The sequence below is a fragment of the Marinomonas gallaica genome (assembly GCF_001639745.1).
Classification (GTDB): domain Bacteria; phylum Pseudomonadota; class Gammaproteobacteria; order Pseudomonadales; family Marinomonadaceae; genus Marinomonas; species Marinomonas gallaica.
Genome location: NZ_LTAX01000027.1, coordinates 1 through 26,584, shown reverse-complemented (window position 1 = coordinate 26,584; position 26,584 = coordinate 1). Strand labels below are relative to the sequence as shown.

Below are 26,584 nucleotides of genomic sequence, written 5' to 3'. Positions count from 1 at the left end.
TGATCCAATATCATCACTTCATCATGGCAAAACCTTGATTTGCTTCATATAACAAAAGAGCGCATAAGCTCTTGCAAATTAGCTTATTCAAGTTCAACACCGGAGTAACGAAAAGCCTCTCTTGTTCGTGCATTGATCTCTTCAGTCGACATTTGATCATCCACCACTTCAATACGTCCTAAGTAAATTTTGGGAATGTCAGACGTGCGCCCCTCTAACGAAAACTTAATCGCCTCTGCCGTAGCCACCCCCACATCATCCCCCATACGCATGGGTGTTGCATTCAGGTTACCTTGTTTGATTTGCTCTATCTCAGCCGCCGTGCCGCCCCAACCTGTCACATACATACCGTCGATTAACGACTGTTCAGCCAAATATTCTAAAGACCCTAAAGTCATTGCGGTATTGGCGTTATGAAGCATCGTCACCTCAGGAAAACTTTGCGTAATTAATGCCGCACCGTCACGTCCACCACCCGCCTGATATTGACCAAAATGTTCATAGAAATTGATCCATCCCCCCTCTTCTTCGACACACGATTTGAAGTCGCCTGAGCGCTGATCGTCGGTAATCCCTGGTATACCTCGATTCATGGCAAACGAGACATCACTACCAAGCCGTTGAATCAAGAAGTCACACAAAGCCTGCGCCCCAACAGAGCTAGAAAAATCAAACCAGGCATCAGGTTGGAATTGCCAACTTTTCATCGGTGTATGGAAAGCCCAAATGTAGGATTGGAAGCTTTCTGATTTTGCTAAACGCTGAATATTATCGGCTTGGACATATAATTCCGAAGGGCCATAAATGACATAATCATATTCTCCTTGCCTAGCTAATACTTCATCAATGTAACGTGTCTGTAAGGCATGTTCGATCTGACGAGAGCTGAACTCATCAATCACATAATCGATGTGCAGTACGTTCAAACGTGCCGTCAAGGCTTTGTAGTTTCGCACCCAGAAGTCCGATAAATCGGCACTGGGATAAATCAGTGCGATACGCGTAGGTTTTGACAAAGGGGCACTGATGACCTGTGGTTTAGAGCTGACAATTGTCTGAAAGTCTTCAGCGGTTTTGGCATCGTTTACTTCATCGGCTAACCAATAATTTAAATGGGGGTTATCTTGGTCAGGATTTGACGTCCCTATTGCAAAAGCAACGGAGGGAACCAACGCAACGGTAAATACGCTTTTTACAAATAAAGACATTTAAAAATCCTTTCTAAACGGAATTAGGTGTTGTTTTAAGCATACAATATATAAAACATGCTAAACGAATTTCTCTTTAAGGTTTCAATGAAATAGGTAACTGTTTGTAATCGTGAAAACTTTCAATCTGTCTAAACAACTCCATAAAAAGCTGATCACATTGGTCTACATGTTAGCGATATCAGGCCCTCTATATGCCGCCGATAACTTCGCAGATGTCAATCAGCGTGTCCAAGAAGCGATTAAAGTCAGCAGTTCTTGGCAAGGACCTACTATTGGACCCTCTATTGCGCCAAGCAAACACATTGTCTTCGTCGCCTCTGACTTGCGTAATGATGGCGTGAACAGTGTTGTTAAAGGTATGACAGAGTCAATTGAAGGCCTAGGATGGAGCTTGCATTTACTCGATGGAAAAGGCTCCAAACTGCGCCAATCCGCCGCGTTAAATCGTGCCATTATATTAAAGCCAGATGGCATCGTTTTAGGCGGTATTGATGCAAAGTTTCATGAGCAGACGCTAAAAACAGCGCAAGCATTTGGCATAAAGATCATTGGCTGGCACGCGGCGAATGAGGCAGGGCCGCATCCTAGCTTAGGCCTATTCACCAACATCACAACGGATGCAGAACAAGTCGGCGATATTGCCGCATCGCTTGCGGTTGTCGACTCAAAAGAAAAAGCCCAGGTCGTCATATTCACAGACTCCAACTACAGTATTGCCACATTGAAAGCGAACAGCATGGCCTCACGTATTAACGCTTGCCAGACCTGTCGCTTATTATCGGTTGAAGACATACCTTTGGATAATATTGCTAATGAAATGCCAACAGTCATCGCAAGGTTACTCAAACAGTTTCCAAATCAAATCACACACTTCCTTGTCATCAACGACCTATACATCGACTTTGCAACGCCCTCATTGACAACGTCAGGCATGGATCAGGCCACCTTGCCCAAGAGCATCTCTGCGGGCGATGGCAGTCGTGAAGCCTATCGACGCATACGTTCAGGTAAGCACCAACTTGCCACCGTGCCGGAACCTTTATTTTTACAAGGATGGCAAATCATTGATGAGTTTAACCGTGCGTTTCACGATCGACCGGACAGTGGCTTTCTAACGCCAGTGCATTTAATTGTCAGAAGCAATATCCAAAACATCGATTTAAACATCGGTGTTTACGACCCGGACAATCAATATCGCGATGCCTACAGAAGGATCTGGAAATGATATTCTTCAATAAAATGAATTTAAGCGTTCGTTTTGCCTTAACCGTCATCCTGTTATTAGGCGTCTTCGGTATGGGGATAGCGCTGCTTATTCGTTCACTAAGTGATATTGAAGTACTGTTAGAAGATGAGTCCGCTCGACATGTCCAAGAGCTCAGTGTCAATTCTGCGATCAGTCGAGAAATCTTTGAGTTATCCTCTCGCGTCAGCCTGCTCGAACAAAAGTTTTTATACGATGAAGCTATCCTTTCGGAAGAAGGCTTCAATATCGATGAACAATTACAACGCATACGCGCTCTTTCAAACGACAAGAGCTTTGTTATTAAAATGGACGATTTTATCGTCGACTTTCATCGCTTTTTAGGCAATTCAGTCACGTTGAACCGAATTTTGAAAGAGCTTGCCAGCGTTGATACGCGCCTTGGCGTCGAAATCGATCAATTAGATTACGCACTGGCAAAAAGCTCCGTTGAGAAAATTGTAGAGGACCCAAGCTTCGAATTTAAGAACGATCTCGATGTCATGTCTTTAATTCGAGAGTCCTATTTAAGCGCAGGCAAAATGGCCGCCTCTGTGCGCAGCAGTATTACGCCAGACACCGAGCAAGTCGTTATCATAAGGGTTTTAAAAGAGCTCAATATACTTGAGATGCATTTAAGTAACATACGCAAGATCTCTCCCTCAGTAAGCCAGTCAAGCCTAGCGATGCAGAAAACCATTAAACGCTACAAAGTCAGTTTGCGTAAAATGACCGCTAATCTTAATCAACGCTGGCTCGTGATGTCAGCGTTAGTCGGTGCACAAAACACACTGATTGGTTTTGTTGAAGAAACAGAAAAAAGCGTACAAAACAGCGCATTACGCATTTCAAATGACTTACGTGACGATTTAAGTGATATGCGTGGCTGGCTTTTTGTAATCGGTTTTCTTTCTTTAGTTATCGGCATTGCCTTGATTCTATTTATGGTACGTCACCATATCACCAAACCCTTAAATCAACTTAAGCAAAGCTTCAAAGAGATTGAAATCAACAACTTTGATAACCCAATTGACTTGAACAGAACTGACGAATGGGATGTCATCGAAAGCGCTTTCAACCGTATGGCCAGCCGCCTTAAAAAAACCTATCGTGACCTTGAAAATGAGCGTTCTAAGTTACATACATTAGCGCACCAAGACCCTCTTACAGGTCTCGCTAACCGCTTACTGATTTACAAAAGCATCGATACAGCTATTTCTGAAGCCAAAAGGTCGCACCAGCATTTCGCCTTGCTGTATTTGGACATTGATCATTTTAAAACCGTCAATGACTCCATGGGGCACAGTGCCGGAGATGTATTATTACAAGAAGTCTCACAGCGATTATCTAACCTAGTTGAGCCGTCTGATATGGTCTCTCGCCTAGGCGGAGATGAGTTTATGATCTTAGTGCACTCAACCCAAAATATCACAGAAGCCTCTATGCTTGCGGAAGCGGTGAACGAAGCATTACGACAGCCATTTTTAATCGACAATGAAACGGTCTTTGTTGGCAGCAGTGTGGGGGTTTGTCTGTATCCTGACCATGGCGACAGTACTGAAACCTTAGTTCGAAACGCGGATACCGCCATGTACCACGCAAAACGCGGCGGTCGCGACAATTATTGTACTTATAAAGACTCTATGACCTCCGAAGCGTATAACTTGATGTCGAAGAGCTCAGGGTTAAAACAGGCACTGCAAAACAATGAACTGTTTGTGCAATACCAACCACAGTACAACAGTTTTACTGGAGATATTTACGGTGCGGAAGCACTGGTGCGCTGGAACCATCCCTCCAAAGGCATTTTACTGCCCGGTGACTTTCTAGACATTGCAGAGCAAACAGGCATCATCGTCGACATTGACGACTATGTTTTTGACATTGTATTTAACGATCTTCAAGAACTAAAACAGCAAGGATTAGTTTCTAATGACTTCTCGCTATCCGTTAATGTTTCGGGGCGAAAACTGCTCTCTGAAAATTTATTAGAGCACCTTAAAATATGCCATGAGCAAGCACCTGAAATCACATCACAAATAACTCTTGAACTCACCGAACGCGATATGATCACTAAGCTTGAGAAATGCCGTAACTTTATTGATCAAATCAAAAAGCTTGGCTTTAAAATAGCCATTGACGACTTTGGAACTGGCTATTCTTCTTTAGCCACATTGAAACACCTACCAATCGACATATTAAAACTCGATCGCAGTTTTGTTAGTGGGTTAAGCTCCGCCACTGTGGACTATGTCATTATCGACTCTATTTTAACAATTGCACGTGGTTTGCATTTAAGCGCCATTGCCGAAGGCGTTGAAACGCCCCAACAGTTGGAAGCACTCAAAACTCTTGGCTGTCAAACCGTACAAGGATATCTGCTGTCTTACCCGATTAACCGGGATGAGTTAATCAAACTGTTTATAAAGCAGTCCCCTCCTTCTCTTCCTCTGGAATAGAGATTGCCTTAGCCAATATTAACCGAACGGTTTATAATAGGCCGCTTTTTAGCGCTCTACTGCGCTATCACGTTGTCTAAAAGGGAAGGAATATGGCAGGCGCCAACACACCATTGCAAACAGAGCCACAGCAAACCGCTTGGTTAGAAGTTTTCTTACTGTGGTTTGCAGGCATCAGCGCCGCCATGCAATTTGCTAAATTCTCTGTTTCTTACAACGAGTTGCTCGATTATTACCAAGCCGGTCCAACGTTAACCGGTGCTTCGATTTCTGTGGTGGGTACCATCGGCCTAATTTTTGGTGTTACCGCTGGCCTTGTCGCAGGAAAAATAGGCTATCGTAAAGTGCTGATTGGCGCATTGCTGCTCGGTGCCAGTTTGTCATTGATCCAGTCATTTATACCCGCTTTTGAAATCGTTATGGCGACCCGTGTACTCGAAGGCTTTTCACAATTGGGAGTTGTAATTGCCGCGCCCACCATGATTGCAAAATTAAGTGCACCTCAGCATCGCTCAATTACCATGGGATTATGGGGCACCTTCTTTGGTGTTGCCTTTGCCATTACAGGGTTAGTCGGCAAACCGCTGATCGCCCACTTTGACTTATCAGGGTTATACCTTGCTCACAGCTTACTGATTGGCTCGATGGCCATTGCACTTTTTGTACTGTTAGAACGCAACGAGAGTCGTTATGGCTCAGCACCGCAAGCCAGCAGTGACAGCTACCTAACCAAACTTGGAAAAGTATATCGCACACCGCGCACGCTACTGCCAGGTCTCGTTTTTGTCTTTTACACTTGCACTCTAGTATCGTTACTGACGTATATTCCCAACTTTATTGAGCGAGACTCGCTACGCACGACCATGCAAGTTATATTGCCACTACTCAGTACTGCTGGCACCTTCATTGCAGGCGCATTGTCGCAGTATGCCTTAAAACCCCAACGCGTAGCACAGATTGCCTACATAGGACTGGCATGTGGCGCACTAGCCTTAACACAAGATATTGCGACGCCGCTTATTTTCTGCCTAATCGTGGGACAAATGGTATTGTTTGCAGGCTTAATTCCGGGCGCATCATTAGCAATGATTCCACGCTTAGCGCGCAATAGCGAAGAACAAGCCAATGGTTATGGCATTATTGCTCAACTAGGTAACTTAGGCGCGACAGTTGGACCGCCAAGTTTCGCTACGTTCATCACGCTTTTTGGCCTTTACGGCTTGGCAGGTTTTGTCATGTTTATTTGTCTCATGGGCAGCCTATTCGCCTATCTAGCACTGCGTCTTGAGTCATAACGATTGCAATAAAGGTATCAGGCTAACCTCTTCATCAAGCTGTCATCATTGACTCGCTACTATGAGGTATGAAGACGACCTTATTACAATTTTTTCAATTTAGCCTTGTGGGCCAAGTAAGCTTCACAGTAGACGTTGTCGTTCTATGGCTTCTAGCGGATCATGTTGCCCTAATCTGGGCGCGGATCATTGCCTTTACGCTTGCTGTGCTGACAAATTGGCTGTGTCATCGAATCTATACGTTCAAAGAACATGCGACGCAGGACGCGAAGTTTAAAGAAGCCGTACAATTTAGTGTGGCCTCGTTACTCGGGCTAATCCCTAATGTGGGCTTATACTGGTGGGCTATCAGCACCGCGACTTATCAGACCTATGCTGATTACGAGCTGGCCCCAGTAGCCGCTATGCTACCGGGGATTATCGTTGGACATTGCATGAATTTTTTACTGTCAAAGCACTGGGTGTTCAAACGTAAAGCGCATGATGTAGTGGACTACCCTTGATGTTTAGACTGATCTACGAAAATCAGCTTCTCAGTATCAAACCCAGCAGCGGCAGCGGCTTCTAACAGCGCCTCTTGCTTTTGTTCTGAGATCGTTGGTGTGCGCGACAACAACCAAAAGTATGAACGATCAGGGCCTGATACCAAAGAGTATTGATAGTCATCATCTAAGCTGAAGATCACATAAGCCCCATAAAATGGGCCGAAGAATGACACTTTCAAATGCCCCGTTTCTGAGTTTTCCACAAAGTAAGCTTTGCCTTCAGCCTCGTCCCAAGCTTGATCTTCCTCAGAATAACCACGGTTAATCACTTTAACGCCACCGTCTTCACGCACACTGTAATGGGCAGTAACTTGGCTTAAACCTTCTTCAAAGCTGTGATCCATTCGAGCAATTTCATACCAAGTTCCTAAATAGCGATCAATCGAAAAGGGCTCAACAGGCTCAATCCCCTTAGGTGCAGAGACTGAACAGCCAGTTAATATCACACTTGAAAGCAGTGCAGCAAAAATAAATGAGATTGTCTTCTTCATATAACCTCCGTATCAATAATAGTGAGCTACTATACGAAGGTTTTAGGCAATTAGCTTGATGAAAAGTAGGGATTACACAAGCTTTTGAATTAGTTGCACGAAGTCCTCACATTCTCCGTCACGCTGAGTCACGGCAGGCATCAATAAAGCTTCTTTTGACACGGCATTTAATACAAAGAAATGCTCTGAAGCGATGTTATGTCGAGTCATCCAATGACGCAGTTGACAAGATAGCAAGCTTTCAAATTGCTCAAAATACACGTGCTCTTGCTCGGTCAGTTTGTGACTCTCCCCCCAGTGAATTCGATACACCGCTAAGCGGTCTGGTGTGGCAATCCACGCGAGCCAAATAGCACGCCAACCGTCGTAAAAACCGACATCGTTTGCTTTCAATGTATCCAATGTATCGCTTAGAACTGATTCGCTACGTTCGATAATTTGACGGAGTACTTCTTGCCACAACAATAACTTGGACGGGTAATTACTATAAACCGTCGGCTTTGATACCCCAGCCTCTAGTACCACTTGATCAATGCTAGTAGCTTGGTATCCCAACACTTGGAACAACGCCAAAGCTGTTTCTGCAATCAAGCCTTTTTTGGAAGGTCTTCCTCTGGCCATTACTCATCTCTTAATTATGAAATACTTCGAATGCTTGCCATTATGCCATTTTTAGCATCAAAAAGGGGACGAATTGAGTTCGCCCCCTTTCAGGTGTTTGGTGCGTTTCTTGTTTGGTTACAACGCCTGAGCAAGTTCCTGCGCCTGTAACTTCACGCTTTCTAATCCGTTACCCGATAAATACCAAAGGCCTGGCGTCGTAAGGTGTTACAACACAGTGTTTCGATTCTTGGAACTGATGAGCCTCAAGAAATAATAAAGCGTTACATTAAAATTCACCTTGCAGTCAAAAATCGCTGGTACACTATTAACAATTCGATCTATTGTAATTTTACTTAGTGTAAGGATGTAGAAATGAGCAGTAAAAAATTTCGACTGGTCACACGTAGTGACTTTGATGGCTTGGTGTGTGCCGTACTTCTAAAAGACCTAGGCTTAATAGACGACATTTTATTTGTCCACCCTAAAGATATGCAGGATGGCAAAGTAGACATTACTGACAATGACATCACGACAAATTTGCCCTACGTTGCAGGCTGTCATCTGGCCTTTGACCACCATTTAAGTGAAACCGTCCGTAACGACAGTCACATTGAAAACCACATCATTGATCCAGATGCGCCATCTGCCGCGCGTGTGGTGTACGACTACTATGGTGGTAAAGAGCGCTTCCCAACTATTTCTGTAGACATGATGGATGCGGTCGATAAAGGTGACTCCGCTCAGTTTAATGAAGACGAAGTGCTTAACCCTACTGACTGGGTGCTGTTAAACTTCATTATGGATGCTCGTACAGGCCTTGGTCGCTTCCGTGATTTCCGTATCTCAAACTACCAATTGATGATGCAGTTAATTGACTACTGTAACAGTCATAGTATTGAAGAAATTTTGGCACTTGAAGATGTCAAAGAGCGTGTCGACTTATATTTCGAACACGATGCGAAAGCGAAAGAACAAATTAAGCGCTGCGCCACCATTCACGACAATCTTGTTGTGCTCGACTTGCTAAACGAAGACACCATTTATACCACAAACCGCTTCGTTATTTATGCGATGTACCCAGAATGCAACATCTCGATCCACAAACTGTGGGGACTGAAAAAGCAAAACACGGTATTCGCTATCGGTAAATCTATCTTGAATCGTTCATCCAACACCAACGTTGGCGAGCTGTGTTTGCAATACGGTGGTGGCGGTCATATGAACGCAGGTACGTGTCAGATCGACAACGACAAAGCGGATCAGTCCTTACAAGACATCATTGCCATTATCAATAAAGATGGCTAAAACCGCTCTTATCGAAAAACCGGACCGCTCTGGCCAGTTAACAGGAAGCGTATTTCTGAAAACTGGCCAATCCAGCGCGTTTGCATCGAACCAGATTGATTTACTACGTGCCGTCCAAAAGTGCGGCTCAATCTCAAAGGCCGCAAAAGAAGTGGGCATTAGCTATAAAACGGCGTGGGATCGGATCGACGCAATGAATAATCTGTCGACTACTCCGCTGGTACTGCGTGCAAGTGGCGGAGCCAAAGGCGGCGGCACCCAACTGACTGAGCTGGGTGAACGCATCATTGCAGGCTTTCAAGCACTGATGGATGAACATGCGACGTTTCTCGCACGTCTAGGGGATCAATTGCACAACATTGACGACATTGCCAATTTCGTTCGTTCCGAACAAGCTCTAACCAGTGCCCGCAATCAATTTCGCGGCACGGTCATTGAACTCACCCCCGGTGCGGTGAACTCAGAAGTCATTCTTGATATCGGTGCTGATCAACATCTTGTTGCCATGATCAGTTGTGACAGTGTTACAACGCTTGGTTTAGCCGTCGGCAAAGAAAGTATTGCGATTGTCAGTGAGTCGTCGATCATCTTAAGCCGAGAAACAGCGATGGCCACCAGTGCAAGAAATCGCCTTTTGGGCACTGTTGCACGCATTGCGCCGGGTGCCGTAAACAGTGACATTGCTCTCGACATCGGTCAAAGCAAAACGCTTAACGCCGTGATTACCAATACGAGCTTAAGTGATTTGATGATCACCGAAGGCGATGCCTTACTGGCTCTATTCAAAGCCCCCAGCGTTATCTTGATGAAAGCCGACTGACCGTCGGCTTTCGTTTCTTCTTATCGAACAATGGCCACAGACTTAATCTGTGCCCAAACTTCTTGGCCTACCTGCAACGCCATCTTATCCAACGATCGTTTAGTCAACCGAGCAATCAAGACTTCCTCACCACAATCCAAGCGTACTAATATCATAGCCTCATCACGATCTGGGCATATATCAGTGATCGTCGCTGGCATACGATTCAAAATACTGGTCTCGTCCAGCGCGGTGCGTGCCAAGCTCACGTCACGCGCTAAAATACGCACTCGGATTGAACTGCCCAAGGCCTCTCCGGTATCTCTGACCCAAAGCTCAGTCTGCTGGAAAGACACTTTTACCAAATGCCATTGCTCGTCACGTGCGACTGACTTGCCTTGCCAAACAGCCCCCGTATCAAAGCCAGATAAGGCGTTCACATCCGTTCGCGCAAACACCTCACCAATATCACCTTGAGCCACCACAGTGCCCTGTTCCAGAACCACCACATGATCGGCTAACTGGGCAATCTCATCCACTGAGTGACTGACGTATAAAATAGGAATCTTAAGCGAAGCTCGTAACCGCGCAAGATACGGCAAGATCTCTTGCTTGCGCTGATGATCTAACGAAGCCAGTGGCTCATCCATTAACAGCAAACGTGGTTGAATCAACAACGCTCGCGCAATAGCAACACGCTGACGCTCGCCACCGGACATATGTTTCGGCAAGCGAGTCAAAACAGATTCAATCCCCATCAATTCGATAATCTGCTGCAGGCCCTCATCTGAAGTCGGCGTCGGAGCACGTTTCATAGCAAAGGCTAAGTTGCCCATGCCTGTTAAATGCTCAAATAAACTCGCCTCTTGAAACACATAGCCGATGGGACGCTGATGGGTCGGCACATGACAGTTCTCCTTCTGCCAAACCTCACCTTGCACGGTTAACTGACCTGCCTGGGCTCGCTCAAGACCAGCGACACAGCGCAAAAAAGTGGTTTTTCCTGAACCCGAATGACCGAATACAGCGGTCACTCCACTGCTAGGCAATTGGATATCCACATCAAGTGTAAACGGCTCGCCAGAAGCGTGTGATCGAGACAATTTGAATGCGGCATGAATCGCATGTTGATCTGAAGCCACCATCACTTAACCCCCAACATTGAGTTACTACCCTGACGTTGAAAGCCATAGACGCCTAGCAACACCACAAATGAAAACGCCACCATCAAGCCCGCCAGTAAATGCGCTTGGCCATATTCCATGGCTTCTACGTAATCATAAATCTGCACCGACACCACCCGCGTTTGTTGAGGGATATTACCGCCAATCATCAGCACCACACCAAACTCACCGACTGTATGGGCAAATCCTAAAATCGCCGCCGTAATAAAGCCAGGTTTAGACAAAGGCAACACCACACAAAAGAAACGCTCCCACGGACCAACACGTAATGTCGCCGCAGCTTCTAATGGGCGTTCTCCTAATGCCTGCATGGCATTTTGAATCGGCTGAACCACAAACGGCAACGAGTACACCACCGACGCTATGACCAACCCCCAAAAACTAAACGGCAACAAGCCGATCCCTAGCGCTTGAGTGAACTGGCCAATAGCGCCGTTAGGTCCCATAGCAACCAGCATATAAAAACCCAACACTGTCGGCGGCAACACCAATGGCAACGCCACTATGGCACCGACCGGGCCTTTCAGCCACGATTGTGTGCGTGCTAACCACCAAGCAATCGGTGTCCCAACGATTAACAATAACACCGTCACTATCGAAGCTAACCGCAAGGTAAGCCAAATGGCATCCAAATCCGCTGCTGTAAACATCTCGCCTGTTACTCTGTTGTATAACCGTAAGACTGAATGATCTGCTGCGCCGCATCACTTTGTAGATACGCCAGCAACGCCTTGGCGGCAGAATTGTCCTTAGCCGTTTTTAGTAATACCGCATCTTGACGAATAGGACTGTATAAATTGCTTGGCACAATCCAGCTGGAACCTTCTGTCACATGCCCTTTTGACATAATTTGCGACAGCGCCACAAAGCCTAAATCCGCATTGCCCGTCGCGACAAATTGATACGTTTGGGCAATATTTTCTCCCTGCACCCATTTAGCTTGCGTGGTATCCTTCAAACCTAACGCTTGTAATACCTCCGTTGCAGCCAAGCCATACGGCGCGAGTTTAGGGTTTGCCAATGCCAGCTTATTGTAATCATCCGACGTCAAACGGCTATAATCGTTTTCAATAAAGTCTGGCAGAGACGACCATAAAGCAAGCGCACCAATGGCATAGGTAAAACGACTGCCCTCTTGCACAAGCCCCTTGTCTTGCAACGCTTGTGGTTTTGCTTGATCGGCCGATAAAAACACATCAAACGGCGCACCGTTTTGGATTTGCGCCAGAATTTTACCGGACGAACCAAACGACAGCAGCACATCATGGCCAGTGTCTTGCTCGAATTGCGCAACCACAGACTTCATCGCCCCAGTGAAATTCGCAGCCACCGCCGCATGCACCTGCTCCGCACACGACTGACTTGTCACCGTTAGCCCCATCGCCAACCATGGCAAATACTTAACAACATTCATGTCACCCTCCTTATTATCTGAATTTTCGCTTAAATTAAGCCGCACAATTATTGCGCTATATAATCATTTATATAGCGCAATATCACAATACTAGTGTTTGAAAATTTAAAGAGGAACTGACTGTTATTAAATTTTGGACGGGGGAATAATAGAAGGGGTGATAAGATATTATGAAAAAGTCGCTAACCATACCGCCTGCATTTGACTAAAATCAGAGCGAGACTAGCGAATCATTAAAGACTACCTAACATAGTCACCTGATTTCTACCGTTGCGTTTTGCCTGATAAAGCGCCTGATCAGCCATTTCAATAACCGCATCAGCATCCGCAAAACCTTCAGCGCTGCACACTATACCCGCTGAAAACGTACAGTTAAAATGGCTGTCTGAACCGCTAAACTGAATACTTTTAAACGAGTTTAAAAGTGACTCAAGCCGTTTTTTGGCATCCGCCGCTGAACAATCAGGCAACACTACCAAAAATTCCTCCCCGCCATAACGGCCTGCACGGTCAGTGCGACGCAATTTTTTTTGTAGCAAGGATGCTATGGTGCTGATCACCACGTCACCCACGGCATGTCCTTGAGTATCATTGACGTTTTTAAAGTGATCCAAATCGATCATGGCGACACAAAATTGTTCACCACTGTGTTTCGCTTTATCAAACTCACTGTAAACCGTATCCTTAATCGCACCATGTCGCACTAACCCGGTCAAACTGTCACGCTCAATCAACGATTTAATATCACGATTACGCGCCAAGCGAAGCTTTACCGTGCTGACCAAGTTCTGATTGCTGATCGGTTTAGTAATAAAATCATCCGCCCCAAATGACAAGGCCTGCAGTTGTTGCTTAATATCATGCTCCGCAGATAAGAACGTAATATGAAGGCTGCTTAATTGATCATATTGACGAATCACACCAGACACTTCAGAACCTAAATATTCTGGCATATGCATATCCAACAGCAACAGATCAGGTTTAAACGACAGCAAATCCGACACCGCTTGATCAGGAGACTCGATAATCTGAACCTCTATTCCCGCGGACTCAAGCACCCAGCTATAATGTTCCGCCAGTAACAGGTCATCGTCTAAAATGCTGACTTTTTTATCTGAAAAATTCATCTCATCAAACAGTCGAGTTATTTTTTGCAATAAAAGCGTCATGTCGGGCAAACCGACAAAAAAGGCTTGTGCTTGGTGTCGCACGGCATTAATTCGCGCTTCAAAATCATCATCTTCGGAGCAAAGCAGTAGTTTGGTATCACTCTGTATGACATGCTCAAGCAGAGCATCTTGTGAAAAGAAAAGTTCATCAGCCACACGGGTGGCACAAAATAACAAAGCCGGCATATGTTCGTATAATGCCATCCTACAGTCGGCGAAAGATGAAAAACTTCGTACGCTAAAATCAAATGCTGTCAGTTGGGTTTCAATCGTTGCGCGATATTCAGAATCGGGCAACACAAGCCAAACATCTTGATTTATTTTTGCGGCGCCTTTAGCCTTGACCAAAGGCTGAGTCGATACGGAACGATCTTGGTTCGTCTCTCTAATAAAATCATCAATCGCGTCACTTAAGTTTAAACACGCAATATCAGAGTCTGGAGAGTCACGCACAAGCAGCGCATTCACTTCAATTTGACGAGCTAAACGACCTAAGTAATGCCAGCCGAAACTACCACAAGCGCCTGCCAATTGATGTGAGTGGCTAATAACTTCGGGCAATTGAGTAAAGTCATGCAGCTTAAGTGAACAAGAAGCATCCGTAAGCAAAGCCGCTTTTTGTATTAACGTTTGCTCAAAGTTGGCCTGTAACGACTTCATGGCCAGCTGTATTTCTTCAGGCGACTTTTTAATAGGCAAAACTCGTTACCCCTTCCTCATATTCATTTAAAAAGTTGGCGTAATAGGCAAACGAACATAAAACCTAGCACCACAACCAACAGCAGAAGTATAGCCTATACTGCCACCCATCCCTTCGGCTAATTCTTTACATAAAGAAAGCCCTAACCCTGTCCCGCCTTTTGTTTTGGAGCTGTTTGCATCCGCCTGTGAAAAGCGCTGAAAGATACATTAGCTCGCTGCAACTAGCTTGTCGTGATCATGCTCTTGAAGTCGATCATGGATTTCCTGCTCGATCGCAGCTGCAAAACCTGTGGCGATTTCTCGCTCTTCAGCAGAAAAAATACGTGGTCGCAGACTAATAAAGCAGAGCGTACCAATCAGCTGACTCTCATGCTTTAGCGGCACCCCCACATAGGAGCGAACGAATGGCTCACCTAATACAAGAGGATTATTTGCAAAGCGCTCATCCTCAAGAGCATCAGCTATCTCAAAAATGGACTCACCAAGAATCGCATGACCACAAAATGATACGTCTCGCCCCATTTCGCACACAGTTAACCCTTGCTTTGACTTAAACCATTGACGATCGTTATCTATCAATGACATGAGCACTATATCGCTCTTCAAAGTCAACTGAGCCAAATGAGTCAATCGGTCAAACCTTGGCTCTGGAGACGTATCTAGCAATTGTGTCAACATAAGAGCTGCCAGTCGATTCGCTTCATATGTAGGTTTGTCAGGCGCTTGCATAAAAGATCTCTACAAATTATTACGTATTTATAGTTTTTAAGTGTTGCTCGAAAATAGCCTCTAGTTGATTACCCAAATTGGCGACGTCAAAAGGCTTTTCAATCACCGCGATGGCACCAGCATCGAGATATTGCTGTTTCTCCGCGCTCTGCACACGAGCGGTCATAAACACCACGGGTATCGACTGGCAACTGTCTTTTTTCCGGATCTCTGATAACGTTTGCAACCCGTCCATACCCGGCATCATGGCATCCAGCAAAATTAAGTCCGGCTGCAGCCCAACGACTGCATCGCACGCCTCTTGTCCGCTACTGTAAGAGAAAAGGGTATAGCCGAACAAATCCACCAATGACATTTCAACAATGACCCTAATCGATTGATCGTCTTCTACATGTAAAATGCTATTTAATTGCATGTGATCTCCAAGAACAGCGGGGCTAGAAAATAGCTGTTACTAATAATGATAAAACTGGACTTTTATTGAAAAAAGCGTCTCAACTAGTGTGGACTTACAAGCGCTTTTTTACCATAGAGTAACTTCCCTTTGATCTGCTTGCTTTCTCATAGTTCAAACGCCCTAATTCATTTATTCCACATAAACTAGGAGCAAGACAAAATAAGAATCAATAATTATAGTCTATTATTTTTTATCGACTGGCATTACCACGGTTACTTAAAGGCACAAATCATGACAAACACAAACTTATTATTTACTAAAAGATACCTTAAGGTATTTATTGACCATTATCATTTATCAACCACAATCACCTATAACAGTGCCATTTAGGAGTGTCTCGATGGACATTATGAGTCGAAACAATGTGCAAATCTCAGGAATACCGAGCAAGCCTGTGATTCTCTATGCCCACGGTTTTGGTTGCAGCCAAGCCATGTGGGACAGTACTCTTCCCGCTTTCAATGACAAAGCACGCCAAATTGCTTTTGATTTTGTAGGCAGCGGTCAATCTGATGTAAATGCATACCGCTTTGAACGTTATAAAACATTAGAAGGCTATGCTGAAGACATTATTGAAATCTGTGACACACTGAACCTTGAATCGGATGTCATTTTCATAGGCCATTCAGTCAGTTGCAGTATTGGCACTCTCGCCGCCAATGCTAGACCTAATCTGTTTAAAAAAATGATTTTTCTGGGGCCTTCCCCTTGCTTTTTGAACATGCCACCAGATTACATAGGCGGTTTTGAGAAAGCAGACTTAGAAGGTTTATTGGAATTAATGGATCAAAACTACCTTGGCTGGGCAAGTTACCTTGGTCCGGTGGTTGCCGGAGCGGATGCCGATCCGAAAATATCGGGGCAGTTGTCCGACAGCTTTTGTTCGACTGATCCTGTTATTACTCGGCATTTCGCCAAAGCCACTTTCTTTTCAGATAACCGAGAAGATTTTGCCAAGCTTGAAGTACCTAGCCTCATATTACAGCACAAGGAAGACGCGCTTGCGTCTATTGATGTGGGCAAGTATCTGCATCAACAGATAAAACACAGCACCCTGAAAGTGCTTGACGTAGCAGGCCACGCAGCTCATATGAGTCATCCGCATTTAGTCATTAATGCAATTGAAGAGTATCTTGGTTCGGATTTAAGTCGATGACGCCACCGTCAGAACTTAATGCACTTCCCTGCCCTCTGATTATAACGGATCAGGAGGGCAGAATCGTGTTCATTAACGACTGTGCTATAACGTCTTTTGAGCTAACAAAACCACACAACCTAGAACGTATTGAGCAGTTACTCCCCGCACCAGCTAAGGTTTTTATGCAAACCCACCTCTGGCCAATGCTTAGAGCTAATCGCGCGATCAATGAAATTTATTTAAAAATCAATCTGGCTAGCGGAATCACTATACCCGTTTTATTGAATGCCGAAGCCGGTCAATTTAATGAGAAGCCCTGCTATCGGTGGGTTATTATGCCCGCGGCAGAGCGAGCCAGCTTCGAACAAGAATTACTGAAAGCACGCCAGCAATTACAAGAATACGCTCAAGAAGCAGATTCCAACCGCCATCTTTTGCAAACAGTGCTCGATGGTGCAGAAGACATTGCTATTTTGGCCATCTCAAAACTGGGTAAAGTACGTTTTGGCAACAAAGGTGCTGAAACGTTACTAGAACGGCAGACGGACAACTTAATTAACCATGCGATCGATAGTTTGTTTCATACCCTCAACCCCTGCCCACAACTAGAAGCATTTTACAAAACAATGAGCCTTGGTTCCTTAGCATCGAAGACAACCGCTGAAGACACTCCAAGTCCATATGTGTTCGAAACGAATATTCATCGAAAAAACAACACCTTCATCGATGTCCAAATCCAAATACGATGCCTTGACAGTCAGCTCGTGTCTGATGACATACATTATATTATGCTCATCACAAATATCAGCGAACGAAAACAGTATGAGACCTTACAAAACAACTTTATTGCCACCATCAGCCATGAGCTAAGAACGCCTCTCACCTCTATTTTAGGCAGTTTAAACCTACTCAATTCTGGTAAACTGGTGGACCTACCTAGCCCCGCAAAAAAACTCATACACATTACGGAAGAAAACACCCATCGCCTGAAACATCTTATCAGCGATATTATGGATTTCTCCAAATTGAAAACCACTAAAATGTCCATCAATATGGACTACCACCCTCTTTCTACTTTATTAGAAACCGCTGTAGAAGAGCATCGTTTTTATCGTATTGAAAAAAACATCAGCATCATCGCTGATACGCCCCCTGCCACCTTGGTATACTTGGATCCACAACGTTTCTTACAGATCATGTCGAACTTATTATCCAATGCCATTAAGTTTTCACCGAACCAAAGCACCATTACCTTAACCGCCGAAATTTTAGAAAACAGCGTCTCTATAACCGTAACCGATCAAGGGCCTGGAGTAAGCGCAGAGTTTCTTCCTATGTTGTTCACACCTTTTCGCCAGCAAGACGAGGTCTCCAATAGACAATTTGAGGGATCAGGATTGGGGCTGGCTATCAGTAAGGGCCTAGCTGAAGCCATGGGAGGAAACATCACCTACGAGACAGCCGAAAATAGTGGAGCCGCCTTTACGTTGCACGTCCAACGAAACGCTCAATGATCAAATTGGTGATATGGTAATACGCCTTGACTCTAAGGTTTTCATTGCCGTGCAAGCTGGACAAGTCCATCTTATTTCAAACAAGGAATGGGGCTTTATCAGTAGCGTTACTCTTTTTAAAAAGGACTTCATGTAAACTTCACCTTACGCGAAGGATAATCCACACTGGGTAGCTATTGGCGTTTCAACATAAGGATGCACTATGTATTTATTGCTGGTCGAGGATGATTTAGGCCTAGGCAATGTCTTGCTCAAGATTTTAAGTCGCACTTATCGGGTAGACTGGGTACGCAATTTGGCGTCTGCTAAAAGTCACTTTCAAGCGGCGCAATACGATTTAATCTTGCTCGATCTCGGGTTGCCTGATGGTGATGGCATCGACTGGCTATTGCAATTACGTCGAGAAAACGCTGATCAGCCTATTCTCATTTTATCAGCGCGAGACGGATTAGACGATCGAGTGCAGGGCTTAGATACCGGAGCGGATGATTACTTAGTAAAGCCGTTTGAACCAGAAGAGTTGCAAGCGCGTATACGCGTGTTACTACGACGACACCAGGGCCGCCAACAGGAAATCTGTGAGTACGGCGATTTAAGCTATGATCAAAAATTAGATCAATTTTATCTCAGAGGCGACGCTCTAAATCTGCCACAAAAAGAAGCACAATTACTGCTTATGCTTTTGCAATCGGCAGGAAATAAAGTGCATCGCGAGCGCCTTCTACAACGCATCTATGGCCTCGTTAATGATTCCGAATCCAATACGTTAGATGTTCATATTTACGCTTTACGAAAAATCATTGGCAAAGAACGCATTGAAACCGTACGCGGTTTTGGTTACCGCTTGGTGAAACGATGAAATCAGCCCAAAAAAGCTTCAGCATTAAAACCATCGCATGGATTTTAGGTGCGTCCATGATCATCTCCAGTTTGATGGGGGTTTTCATTACCTACTTAGCGGCCGATGAAGAATTCAACGAAGTCTTGGAAGACGATTTGCAACAAAACGCAGACTTATTAAATGCCATGCTGGTGGCAACGGACGCCACACCAGAAGAGCTCACTGTATTTCTAAAAGAACACATTCGTAACGATGATGAAGACACAATATGGGTGACGGTTTATGACCTTGAGCAAGGCTGGCAAGTCTCTAACTTAGATCACACACGTCCTCTTGTAGAGCGAGGCTCCGATTTTATCAAAGCGGATTTTGAGGATTACGGCTGGCACGGTTATCAACATGACGAAGACGGGTTGGTCGTACAAATGTTTCGCCGTGATGACTTAACCGACGACATCATTGGTGATATCGCAGAAGACATTACGGCCCCAACGCTGATCGGCTCTGCATTGAGCGTATTCATTTTGATCTGGCTTGTACGGCTGATTGTGCGCCCCCTATCGGCCTTATCTAAAGAACTTGATCGTCGTAGCAGTGATGATCTGTCCCCATTGAGCTGTGGCACCCGTAATCAAGAAATCCAAATGCTGACCAATAAACTGAATCGTTTAATGTCAGAAGTCGATGAGGTGCTAAAACGGGAGCGTCAATTTGCCAATGACGTGGCTCATGAGCTCCGTACGCCATTAACGACCATTAAACTCGAACTGTCTTGCCCTGACCCAGACATAGAATCAATCAAGTCCGAAACCGAACGCGTTAACCGCATTGTCGAGCAACTGCTAACCTTAGCGCGCTTAGAACAGCAACATTGGAAAAAGCGCTTTGAGACCGTGGTACTTGATGCACGTATGCTGGGTATTTTAGACAAATATCAAGGCCGCTTTGCAGACCAAAACATCGAGCTAATGACTGACATTGCCCCCTGCTCAGTCCAAGGTGATGCCACCCTACTGCAGGTACTTATCGAAAACTTACTAAGCAATATCTTGCGCCACAGTAACGACTGCAAGACCGTTCAAGTCACACTCAGCCAACAGCAACTGGTGATACAAGATAACGGCCAAGGCGCACCAGAAAACTTACTCAACACAATCGATACCTCGACACGCCGCCTCGACAGTAAAGGCGAAGGTCTAGGCCTAGGCTTAACCATCTGTCAGCGTATTGCAGCGATCCATCAGGCCTCGTTGCACTTTGAAAATGCCCAACCTGGGCTAAAAGTATGCCTTACCTTCTCTCATTCAATAACCACTTCAGGTTAACTTCATATAAGCCCAGTATTCTCTTCATTAATAACGACCCAAAAGGAGATGAACAATGAAGAGATTACTACTGACTACCGCCCTACTCGCCGCGAGCACTGTGACTATCGCAGCCAATGACATGCACGTATCTGACGCGTTAAATGCTCGCGACAACACTCAAGCCACTCTTACCGGCACATTGGGTAAATCTCTTGGTCACGAACGCTACGAATTTAGCGATGCCAGCGGTCAAATCACGGTAGAAATTGATGATGATATTACCCGCCACATCACCTTAAAAAGCGGACAAGACGTCACACTTTACGGCGAGATTGACCGCGAACACGACACCAATGAATTTGAAGTCGATTACCTAACCATTAACTAATCGTCCCGCAACGACAAGGAGTTCATAATGTCTGATCAATACCGTTTTAACATTCAAAACAACCATGTCGTCGGCATTTTAGAATGGGACGATGGCCGCTGGGAACAAGAAAAAATCGATGCGGATGAGCGTTACTATGTTGAAAACAACACTGTCTACAAAGAAGAGCGAGACGATGGTGGCTTAGAAGTCACCGCATTTACCGATGATGACAACGACGGCATCTTTGTAGAAGGTCAAACGACCTACAGTCACAGTACAACGGGCCAAGATTACTATACGTTCGACGTACAAGATAATGTCGTCATCGGAAAAACCGAATACGAAGCAGATGGCGATGTAGAGCGCGAATCGATCTTTAATCACAGTTTTGAGATCAACGACAACCTCATCACAGAGTTTGAGCCTCAGCGTTCAGGTTTCGAGAAGACGGTCTACCAAGATATAAACAACGACGGCCAATACCACAAACTCTCCGAAGAATTTGTCCGCGATCACCATGACAGCGATCGCCAATCGACAGACCCTTTTGAGCCATTAAACACTGAGGATCAAGAAGAGACCGTGCTGATTTTGAACCCCCATCAGCAAGACAGCGTTAGCTTTAATGTGGGCGATGATCTGAAAATCTTTAATTTCAACGCCAGTGAAGGTGATCAGATTAACCTTTCGCAAGAATTTGGCATCAGCAGCGCTGAAGAATTCATGCAGCATATAGAAGACATCGAACACGATGGCCACACCCTAGAAGTCGACCTAGGAGAATTAGGCGAAATCGAAATCGTCGGCATCACCAGCGAAGACATCACCTGGGATATCGTGAACTTTGGTGGTTAATGGCTACAGTAAGACCCAAAAAGATGCCTGACCGGGCATCTTTTTTTAATGCACTTAGCGACTAACAGAACACTCACCCTCAACACCGACCGAGGATAAGGCAAACGAAACAGCCCCTCGCCTAGCAAGCTCTCAATCCCGTAATTTGAATGGTAACGCTTTGCTCAGGGGCACGCGGCTTTTTGCACGTCCTGCTAGCTAAACTTGTTAAATGCCAACTGCACTGCTGAGATTGTTGATTCGTCGTACTCCCACAGCTCAACACCTTCTGGAATCAAATGGCTATAAGTACGAATATAGTATTCCGCTAATGTTTCCTTACGCTTCTCACTATAATCACGAAGTACAAACATTATTTTTCGATAACTCGTAGGGGTGGCTAAAAAATAGTACATAGCCTCATTCCAAACGGTTAGCTTAGCACTTGGTACATTGTCATTTGGCGCAGTCCATTTGTGTGACTTACACTCAATTAGTACTTTTTCTTTTAGGCAGCCCAAATCAAATGCATGGTCTTTCATGATTTCGCCGATGCCAACAGGGATTTTTATATTAAGCTCAAGAGCAAGCCCTTCGCTGGCAAAAAACTTTTGTGCGGCCAATTCAAAATCTCTTCCTACATGAGCATTTGACGTTGCGCCTATTCTTTGGTGCGGTTTATCCATGACTCTCCTTGGTATTTAACAATTAAGGGTTATACGGCAGCGTAGCTGCGGCTATAACCCACTGTTGAACGGCCGCGTTGTCTATATAGGGGGCTTGCTTTTTTCATGGTGGGACTTCCCTGTTTAATAACTCGCTAAACATCAGAGTCTGTTTGGACTATGCCGCTTCTGATCACCTTTGATCGCCGCTATGTTGGTTCTTTATTTGCTCTTTTGTAGCGTGATTCAACAAGCAAGGCAAGCGCTTCTCTCAGGCTTTATGATCTGAACCGTTTTATGCACTGACCTCACTAAGCGCTTACGCTAACTGCCGTTGTCCCATTGCAGCTTAATGCGAAGCCGTTCTGTCACGTTACTCTCAGAAAAATCACCAAGATAAACAGCCACTTTTTTTAAGATGGTTGTCATGTTAACTAGACAACTGACTGAAAATAATATGTAAAACTTTAAATATACAGTTTTATTGAAGATCCTTAATAAGTAACATCAATTATAAAGTTTTAATCCTGATGCAAACTAAATGGACTTTTATGCTAAACCTAAATTTTTGTAAGCTATTGCGTCCTAAACTGGTTGCCTTTGCTCAAGACTCGTACTTAGATCCGACTACAGAGTTTATAGATAATGAAGCACTTCCTTCCTGTGTAGCTCCCATATTTGGCCCCGACCTTAATTATGGGTTGCGTAGAAAAATACCCTATGGCTCTGGTGTCGGCGCTACAGAAGCAGAGCTAAAATCAAAAATATTGCAATTAGTAAATATATTTGCTAGTGATGCAAACACTGATTTAACCAGTGACTTATTTAATAGCTTTTTAAAAAAGAACAATGAAGTCAAAGTATTCTCTGATCAAAGACTAAATACCTTGGCATCAAACCATCAAAACATAAAAAGTTTTTGCAATCGTGCGCTTTCAGCTCCAGAGCATCCGCCAATAACGGCTGGACAAACAAGAATACATCAGGCATTAAAAAATGCAAACTGGTCTATTGAGAATATTAATGTTCCTATAAACCTTGGCGTTCCAGCTTTTAATAATGGAACCCCTTTCTTAAGATCCGGAGACTATGGAAACGGTTTAGGATTAATGATAAACGGTATTCAGTATGTCTATGTCTTTGCTACATCCTATAATTATTTCCCTGATATAGAAAAATACATCATAAATTTAGATTATTATTTCTATGATGTGTTTGGGTTAGATGATGATGACTTGCTCGAGTTTGGTGCTAAAGGTGATGGACTATTTTCTAGAGCGGATAGCGTTGGCATTACAGCTTGGTGGCAACTTCAGCATCAATTTGGCTATGCACCATTAGTCACTCGATGTAAGGTTTCCAGAAGTTATGAGGTTGCCGCCATATGAAAATCATAGGTAAGAGAGTTCTCTCATACTTCTTAGGCACTTTTACACTTCTACTAAGCATCACTCTGTATCTATTTTTTATAGATAAAGTCGGATTCGCTGACGGCTATATAAGTGAATATCAATTAGTTATGAAAAAATATTTTCAATTAACGTTAATACCTTTATCACTACTCGGTATATATTTTTTCATTTTAGGTCACAAAAGAAAAAGGGAAAGCAAAACAATGATACTTTCCACTTCTTTATTTTTTTTATATCTATTAATAACATTAATTATTGCCAAATACTTTTATACCACCCTAAACTATGGACAAGGAGGATAAGCGTATATTACCTCACTGGACGCATTGTTAACCAAAGTAAACGCGGCAGAATCGACATATCTTTTGCTCCCATTTTACAACGTCTTAATATTCCATCCAAATACTGGATTACTATCGCCATCGAATTTTAACACCCCCCCACGCCACAGTGGGTACAGAGTTAATCTTTTCTAACTACTACCAAAAGGTAGGCTATAAACGAAGGCCCTAGATCAGTAAAACGAAGCAGCTATTCGCCTATGAAACCACACTCACCTCTCAACACATATGATCTGAACTGATCAGAACTCCTAACGTCTCGTATTCACTAAATTGTGTAAAACATATAAATCTAGAGTCTAAAAGAGTTTTAATAAGCCCGCTCTAATCGGAACAGGCTTATTTTTGTCGTTCAGCTAAAAGTGAGTAGAGAGTAACTTTTTAAGATGAGTGTCATGCTAAACTCAGCTTTGTAGTGAAGGCAAAGCCGCATTGGAAAATACGCCGCTTTGCCTGGCCTTGTTAAATTTTATAGCGCCATATGCAACAGTGGATATGGCTTACCCTGACCATCAACTGGTGAGCGACCTATCACTTTAAAGCCAATATGCTGGTAAAAGCCCAGCGCCTGTTCGTTTTGTTCATTTACATCAACCTTTGATGCACATTGCTCTTTGATAGCATGAGCTGACAGTAAAGCACCAATACCTTTTCCGCGTGCATCAGGGGAGATGAACAACATCTCAATATTGCCGTCATGGACACCGCAAAAACCCTGAAATTCACCATGCGCATTCTTCGCGCACCTTAAGTCAACGGCGTCAAAATACTGCTCAAGAATTAGTGGCTTTAACTCTTGTAGATCATCCTCAGCCAGAAAATCATGCGTTGCTCTGACCGATGCTTCCCAGACTTCTATCAGCTTAAGGTGATCTGCCTTTTCTACAATCTCAATGTTCATCACTTAACTCAATTAAAAATTTAACGTATAGAGTTCACCGGCGCGAAGCGTTCGGTGCAAAGATTGGTTATATGGCGCAAGCTACCGGAACCACACCTTTGCAAAACCAAAAAAGTAAAGAGCAGTAATGACAATGGACACATAGCGGACATTTCGGATATCAAGCCATTTGAACAGTTTTAGAGAAATGAGACTAAAGAGACCGACTAGGGTTAGCAGCAGCAACGCAAGCGCTGGGCCATGAAGTTCGGCTGTGCACATCACGTAAATAAAATAACAACATATTAATACGTAATACCCGATATAAGATTGAAGTCCACTTACACCAAAAAAGTGCCTGTTGTTGAAAATAAGATAAAGAATAATGCCAGGAAGTAGGAAACAAGACACGGCCCAACCTGTTATATAGCCATCATCGCTATTGAATAGAGAAGAAGATGCGATTATCGAATGGGCAATGGTGATTACCCCCGCAACAATGCCAAAGAACAATAGTAGTTTGAGAATTGACTGAAAGAGTTTGTTCATTATTTACCCTACGGCATATAACGCTCCGCTAAACGCCGAGCGTTAGCGAGTCCGGTGGAGGCCACGCTTTTTGTGGCCGGAACGAATTTGAGCGGCTTGTTATGTGTATTCACTGAAATCTGCCTCTTCCTTAATAAATTGGCCGCTAGCTAATAAAACCTTCTCTATATCAGATATTACTTGGATATTGTTATCAGGAGCATGAATGAAAAAGGCCCATGTATCATCATCCAGTTCATATTCTCCATCCTTGTATTTCCATAGAAAGATAAATTCATCAGTAGCCATCGCGATAGTAGCGGTATCTAATATTGGGTGCTTAGCAGGCTTTGCATCCAACCCTTGAGCCAAAATGCTTTGTATATCTGGGAACTTTTCACTTCTATGATCTCCCCAAAACTCAATCAGTAGCTCTTTCGATTTATATCCAGGTCTTACTCGAAATTTTTCCATGCTCTATTTACACATAACAATTAAGGGTTATACGGCAGCATAGCTGCGTGTATAACCCAATGTTGAACCGCAGCGTTGTCTATATAGGGGATTTGCTTTTTTCATGGTGGGATGTCCCTGTTAAATAACTCGCTAAACATCAGAGTCTGTTTGGACTATGCCGCTTCAGATCGTCTTTGATCGCCGCTATGTTGGTTCATAATGTACCCTTTTGTAGCGTGATTTGACCAGAGAGGCAAGCGCTTCCCTCAGACTTTATGATCTGATCTATTTTTATACCCTGACCTCACTGAGCGCTAATGCTAACTGCCATTGTCCCATGGCAGCATGACGCGAAGCCGTTCTATCACTTTACTCTCAGAAGCATCGCCAAGATAAGTAACAGTATTTTAGGGCATAAATAACCTGATTCAGCTCTCATAAGATAATTCCGCCTTGACGAGAGACTTCATGTATTTGATTCGCGCTGACGGTCGCGAAGCAATATTGCGCAAGCGAATGCAATGCATGAATTCTCTCTTCCACGAACATTGAAGCGAAGTGGGGTGGGTGGCTGATGAAGTGGCGTTTGGTTTGCAAGGCTGTTCCCTCGCGCAGCGAGGTTATATGGACCCGCCCGACTGTTGCAAGCTATTTCGATAAGACAGAGTAAAGTTGCACGCTTATATTCGGCC

Annotated in this window: 26 protein-coding genes; 13 read left to right on the top strand and 13 right to left on the bottom strand. The window is 44.3% G+C overall.

Annotated elements, in window-relative coordinates; all coding sequences use genetic code 11:
* Nucleotides 1-83: 83 nt before the first annotated feature.
* Entirely contained in the window at nt 84-1,208 is a 1,125-nt protein-coding gene (locus AYW76_RS16970; RefSeq protein ID WP_156489102.1) for a substrate-binding domain-containing protein, read from the bottom strand.
* A gap of 112 nt (nt 1,209-1,320) precedes the next feature.
* Here AYW76_RS16970 and AYW76_RS16965 point away from each other — a divergent pair, with 112 nt between their 5' ends.
* The 4 genes from AYW76_RS16965 (at nt 1,321) to AYW76_RS16950 (ending at nt 6,711) form a co-directional block, all read left to right on the top strand.
* Nucleotides 1,321-2,436 (top strand): substrate-binding domain-containing protein, encoded by a 1,116-nt coding sequence (locus AYW76_RS16965; protein ID WP_197467849.1) that lies wholly within the window; start codon nt 1,321-1,323, stop codon nt 2,434-2,436.
* Nucleotides 2,433-4,913: an EAL domain-containing protein gene (locus AYW76_RS16960; protein ID WP_082866290.1), complete on the top strand. Its 2,481-nt coding sequence runs from the start codon at nt 2,433-2,435 to the stop codon at nt 4,911-4,913. Before AYW76_RS16965 ends, AYW76_RS16960 begins: the two co-directional genes overlap by 4 nt.
* Before the next feature lie 92 nt (nt 4,914-5,005).
* Nucleotides 5,006-6,208, top strand: coding sequence for an MFS transporter (locus tag AYW76_RS16955; protein WP_067223420.1), 1,203 nt, complete (start codon nt 5,006-5,008; stop codon nt 6,206-6,208).
* A 68-nt stretch (nt 6,209-6,276) separates the two neighbouring features.
* A complete protein-coding gene (locus tag AYW76_RS16950; protein ID WP_067223416.1) occupies nt 6,277-6,711 on the top strand; it encodes a GtrA family protein in 435 nt (144 codons plus the stop codon).
* On the opposite strand, the gene AYW76_RS16945 is transcribed toward AYW76_RS16950, so the two are convergent.
* Complete coding sequence (locus AYW76_RS16945; RefSeq protein ID WP_067223413.1) at nt 6,702-7,244, bottom strand: lipocalin family protein; 543 nt, start codon at nt 7,242-7,244, stop codon at nt 6,702-6,704. The two genes, AYW76_RS16950 and AYW76_RS16945, sit on opposite strands and share 10 nt — an antisense overlap.
* Nucleotides 7,245-7,316: 72 nt before the next feature.
* Nucleotides 7,317-7,865 carry a TetR/AcrR family transcriptional regulator gene (locus AYW76_RS16940; RefSeq protein WP_067223410.1) on the bottom strand — a complete coding sequence of 183 codons (549 nt, stop codon included), beginning with the start codon at nt 7,863-7,865 and terminating at the stop codon, nt 7,317-7,319.
* 354 nt (nt 7,866-8,219) lie between these two features.
* Between AYW76_RS16940 and AYW76_RS16935 the strand changes: the two genes are divergently transcribed.
* Together AYW76_RS16935 and AYW76_RS16930 are read left to right on the top strand one after the other, a co-directional pair.
* Entirely contained in the window at nt 8,220-9,152 is a 933-nt protein-coding gene (locus AYW76_RS16935) for a DHH family phosphoesterase (RefSeq protein ID WP_067223407.1), read from the top strand.
* Nucleotides 9,145-9,972 carry a TOBE domain-containing protein gene (locus AYW76_RS16930; protein WP_067223404.1) on the top strand — a complete coding sequence of 276 codons (828 nt, stop codon included), beginning with the start codon at nt 9,145-9,147 and terminating at the stop codon, nt 9,970-9,972. The genes AYW76_RS16935 and AYW76_RS16930 overlap by 8 nt, the downstream gene beginning before the upstream one ends.
* Nucleotides 9,973-9,992: 20 nt before the next feature.
* Here the strand turns inward: AYW76_RS16930 and modC are convergent, their stop codons facing one another.
* The 7 genes from modC to AYW76_RS16900 form a co-directional block, all read right to left on the bottom strand.
* Nucleotides 9,993-11,096, bottom strand: a complete 1,104-nt coding sequence (gene modC, locus AYW76_RS16925; RefSeq protein WP_082866289.1) for a molybdenum ABC transporter ATP-binding protein — start codon at nt 11,094-11,096, stop codon at nt 9,993-9,995.
* Nucleotides 11,096-11,785 carry a molybdate ABC transporter permease subunit gene (modB, locus tag AYW76_RS16920; protein ID WP_067223401.1) on the bottom strand — a complete coding sequence of 230 codons (690 nt, stop codon included), beginning with the start codon at nt 11,783-11,785 and terminating at the stop codon, nt 11,096-11,098. The genes modC and modB overlap by 1 nt, the downstream gene beginning before the upstream one ends.
* Nucleotides 11,786-11,793: 8 nt before the next feature.
* Nucleotides 11,794-12,549, bottom strand: coding sequence for a molybdate ABC transporter substrate-binding protein (modA, locus tag AYW76_RS16915; RefSeq protein ID WP_067223398.1), 756 nt, complete (start codon nt 12,547-12,549; stop codon nt 11,794-11,796).
* A gap of 233 nt (nt 12,550-12,782) precedes the next feature.
* On the bottom strand, nt 12,783-14,417 hold the full coding sequence (locus AYW76_RS16910; RefSeq protein ID WP_082866288.1) for a GGDEF domain-containing protein: 1,635 nt from the start codon (nt 14,415-14,417) through the stop codon (nt 12,783-12,785).
* A gap of 27 nt (nt 14,418-14,444) precedes the next feature.
* Nucleotides 14,445-14,624, bottom strand: coding sequence for an ATP-binding protein (locus tag AYW76_RS19715; RefSeq protein WP_082866287.1), 180 nt, complete (start codon nt 14,622-14,624; stop codon nt 14,445-14,447).
* Nucleotides 14,625-14,627: 3 nt separating this feature from the next.
* Nucleotides 14,628-15,098 (bottom strand): GAF domain-containing protein, encoded by a 471-nt coding sequence (locus AYW76_RS16905; protein WP_197467848.1) that lies wholly within the window; start codon nt 15,096-15,098, stop codon nt 14,628-14,630.
* A 70-nt stretch (nt 15,099-15,168) separates the two neighbouring features.
* A complete protein-coding gene (locus AYW76_RS16900) occupies nt 15,169-15,564 on the bottom strand; it encodes a response regulator (protein WP_067098590.1) in 396 nt (131 codons plus the stop codon).
* A 382-nt stretch (nt 15,565-15,946) separates the two neighbouring features.
* Here AYW76_RS16900 and AYW76_RS16895 point away from each other — a divergent pair, with 382 nt between their 5' ends.
* From AYW76_RS16895 to AYW76_RS16870, 6 genes are all read left to right on the top strand, one after another.
* Nucleotides 15,947-16,762, top strand: coding sequence for an alpha/beta fold hydrolase (locus AYW76_RS16895; RefSeq protein ID WP_067223392.1), 816 nt, complete (start codon nt 15,947-15,949; stop codon nt 16,760-16,762).
* Nucleotides 16,763-16,827: 65 nt separating this feature from the next.
* Complete coding sequence (locus tag AYW76_RS16890; RefSeq protein ID WP_067223388.1) at nt 16,828-18,258, top strand: PAS domain-containing sensor histidine kinase; 1,431 nt, start codon at nt 16,828-16,830, stop codon at nt 18,256-18,258.
* A 202-nt stretch (nt 18,259-18,460) separates the two neighbouring features.
* Nucleotides 18,461-19,117 (top strand): response regulator, encoded by a 657-nt coding sequence (locus AYW76_RS16885; protein WP_067223385.1) that lies wholly within the window; start codon nt 18,461-18,463, stop codon nt 19,115-19,117.
* Nucleotides 19,114-20,424 carry an ATP-binding protein gene (locus AYW76_RS16880; protein WP_067223382.1) on the top strand — a complete coding sequence of 437 codons (1,311 nt, stop codon included), beginning with the start codon at nt 19,114-19,116 and terminating at the stop codon, nt 20,422-20,424. Before AYW76_RS16885 ends, AYW76_RS16880 begins: the two co-directional genes overlap by 4 nt.
* 55 nt (nt 20,425-20,479) lie before the next feature.
* The gene (locus AYW76_RS16875) at nt 20,480-20,794 is read left to right on the top strand and encodes a NirD/YgiW/YdeI family stress tolerance protein (protein ID WP_067223379.1); all 315 of its coding nucleotides are present in this window, start codon (nt 20,480-20,482) and stop codon (nt 20,792-20,794) included.
* Between the two features lie 27 nt (nt 20,795-20,821).
* A complete protein-coding gene (locus AYW76_RS16870; RefSeq protein ID WP_067223376.1) occupies nt 20,822-21,631 on the top strand; it encodes a hypothetical protein in 810 nt (269 codons plus the stop codon).
* 194 nt (nt 21,632-21,825) lie between these two features.
* On the opposite strand, the gene AYW76_RS16865 is transcribed toward AYW76_RS16870, so the two are convergent.
* The gene (locus AYW76_RS16865; RefSeq protein ID WP_067223373.1) at nt 21,826-22,296 is read right to left on the bottom strand and encodes a hypothetical protein; all 471 of its coding nucleotides are present in this window, start codon (nt 22,294-22,296) and stop codon (nt 21,826-21,828) included.
* A gap of 509 nt (nt 22,297-22,805) precedes the next feature.
* Between AYW76_RS16865 and AYW76_RS19240 the strand changes: the two genes are divergently transcribed.
* Nucleotides 22,806-23,663 carry a hypothetical protein gene (locus tag AYW76_RS19240; RefSeq protein WP_231872645.1) on the top strand — a complete coding sequence of 286 codons (858 nt, stop codon included), beginning with the start codon at nt 22,806-22,808 and terminating at the stop codon, nt 23,661-23,663.
* Nucleotides 23,664-24,497: 834 nt separating this feature from the next.
* Here the strand turns inward: AYW76_RS19240 and AYW76_RS16850 are convergent.
* Both AYW76_RS16850 and AYW76_RS16840 read right to left on the bottom strand, forming a co-directional pair.
* On the bottom strand, nt 24,498-24,929 hold the full coding sequence (locus AYW76_RS16850) for an acetyltransferase (RefSeq protein ID WP_067223366.1): 432 nt from the start codon (nt 24,927-24,929) through the stop codon (nt 24,498-24,500).
* A gap of 627 nt (nt 24,930-25,556) precedes the next feature.
* Nucleotides 25,557-25,910 (bottom strand): hypothetical protein, encoded by a 354-nt coding sequence (locus AYW76_RS16840; protein ID WP_067223360.1) that lies wholly within the window; start codon nt 25,908-25,910, stop codon nt 25,557-25,559.
* Between the last annotated feature and the right edge of the window lie 674 nt (nt 25,911-26,584).

Coding starts and splice junctions, on each gene's coding strand:
- AYW76_RS16970 (WP_156489102.1), bottom strand. CDS start 1,208: ATGTCTTTATTTGTAAAAAGCGTATTTACCGTTGCGTTGGTTCCCTCC.
- AYW76_RS16960 (WP_082866290.1), top strand. CDS start 2,433: ATGATATTCTTCAATAAAATGAATTTAAGCGTTCGTTTTGCCTTAACC.
- AYW76_RS16955 (WP_067223420.1), top strand. CDS start 5,006: ATGGCAGGCGCCAACACACCATTGCAAACAGAGCCACAGCAAACCGCT.
- AYW76_RS16950 (WP_067223416.1), top strand. CDS start 6,277: ATGAAGACGACCTTATTACAATTTTTTCAATTTAGCCTTGTGGGCCAA.
- AYW76_RS16945 (WP_067223413.1), bottom strand. CDS start 7,244: ATGAAGAAGACAATCTCATTTATTTTTGCTGCACTGCTTTCAAGTGTG.
- AYW76_RS16940 (WP_067223410.1), bottom strand. CDS start 7,865: ATGGCCAGAGGAAGACCTTCCAAAAAAGGCTTGATTGCAGAAACAGCT.
- AYW76_RS16935 (WP_067223407.1), top strand. CDS start 8,220: ATGAGCAGTAAAAAATTTCGACTGGTCACACGTAGTGACTTTGATGGC.
- AYW76_RS16930 (WP_067223404.1), top strand. CDS start 9,145: ATGGCTAAAACCGCTCTTATCGAAAAACCGGACCGCTCTGGCCAGTTA.
- modC (WP_082866289.1), bottom strand. CDS start 11,096: ATGGTGGCTTCAGATCAACATGCGATTCATGCCGCATTCAAATTGTCT.
- modB (WP_067223401.1), bottom strand. CDS start 11,785: ATGTTTACAGCAGCGGATTTGGATGCCATTTGGCTTACCTTGCGGTTA.
- modA (WP_067223398.1), bottom strand. CDS start 12,549: ATGAATGTTGTTAAGTATTTGCCATGGTTGGCGATGGGGCTAACGGTG.
- AYW76_RS16905 (WP_197467848.1), bottom strand. CDS start 15,098: ATGTTGACACAATTGCTAGATACGTCTCCAGAGCCAAGGTTTGACCGA.
- AYW76_RS16900 (WP_067098590.1), bottom strand. CDS start 15,564: ATGCAATTAAATAGCATTTTACATGTAGAAGACGATCAATCGATTAGG.
- AYW76_RS16895 (WP_067223392.1), top strand. CDS start 15,947: ATGGACATTATGAGTCGAAACAATGTGCAAATCTCAGGAATACCGAGC.
- AYW76_RS16885 (WP_067223385.1), top strand. CDS start 18,461: ATGTATTTATTGCTGGTCGAGGATGATTTAGGCCTAGGCAATGTCTTG.
- AYW76_RS16880 (WP_067223382.1), top strand. CDS start 19,114: ATGAAATCAGCCCAAAAAAGCTTCAGCATTAAAACCATCGCATGGATT.
- AYW76_RS16875 (WP_067223379.1), top strand. CDS start 20,480: ATGAAGAGATTACTACTGACTACCGCCCTACTCGCCGCGAGCACTGTG.
- AYW76_RS16870 (WP_067223376.1), top strand. CDS start 20,822: ATGTCTGATCAATACCGTTTTAACATTCAAAACAACCATGTCGTCGGC.
- AYW76_RS16865 (WP_067223373.1), bottom strand. CDS start 22,296: ATGGATAAACCGCACCAAAGAATAGGCGCAACGTCAAATGCTCATGTA.
- AYW76_RS19240 (WP_231872645.1), top strand. CDS start 22,806: ATGCAAACTAAATGGACTTTTATGCTAAACCTAAATTTTTGTAAGCTA.
- AYW76_RS16850 (WP_067223366.1), bottom strand. CDS start 24,929: ATGAACATTGAGATTGTAGAAAAGGCAGATCACCTTAAGCTGATAGAA.
- AYW76_RS16840 (WP_067223360.1), bottom strand. CDS start 25,910: ATGGAAAAATTTCGAGTAAGACCTGGATATAAATCGAAAGAGCTACTG.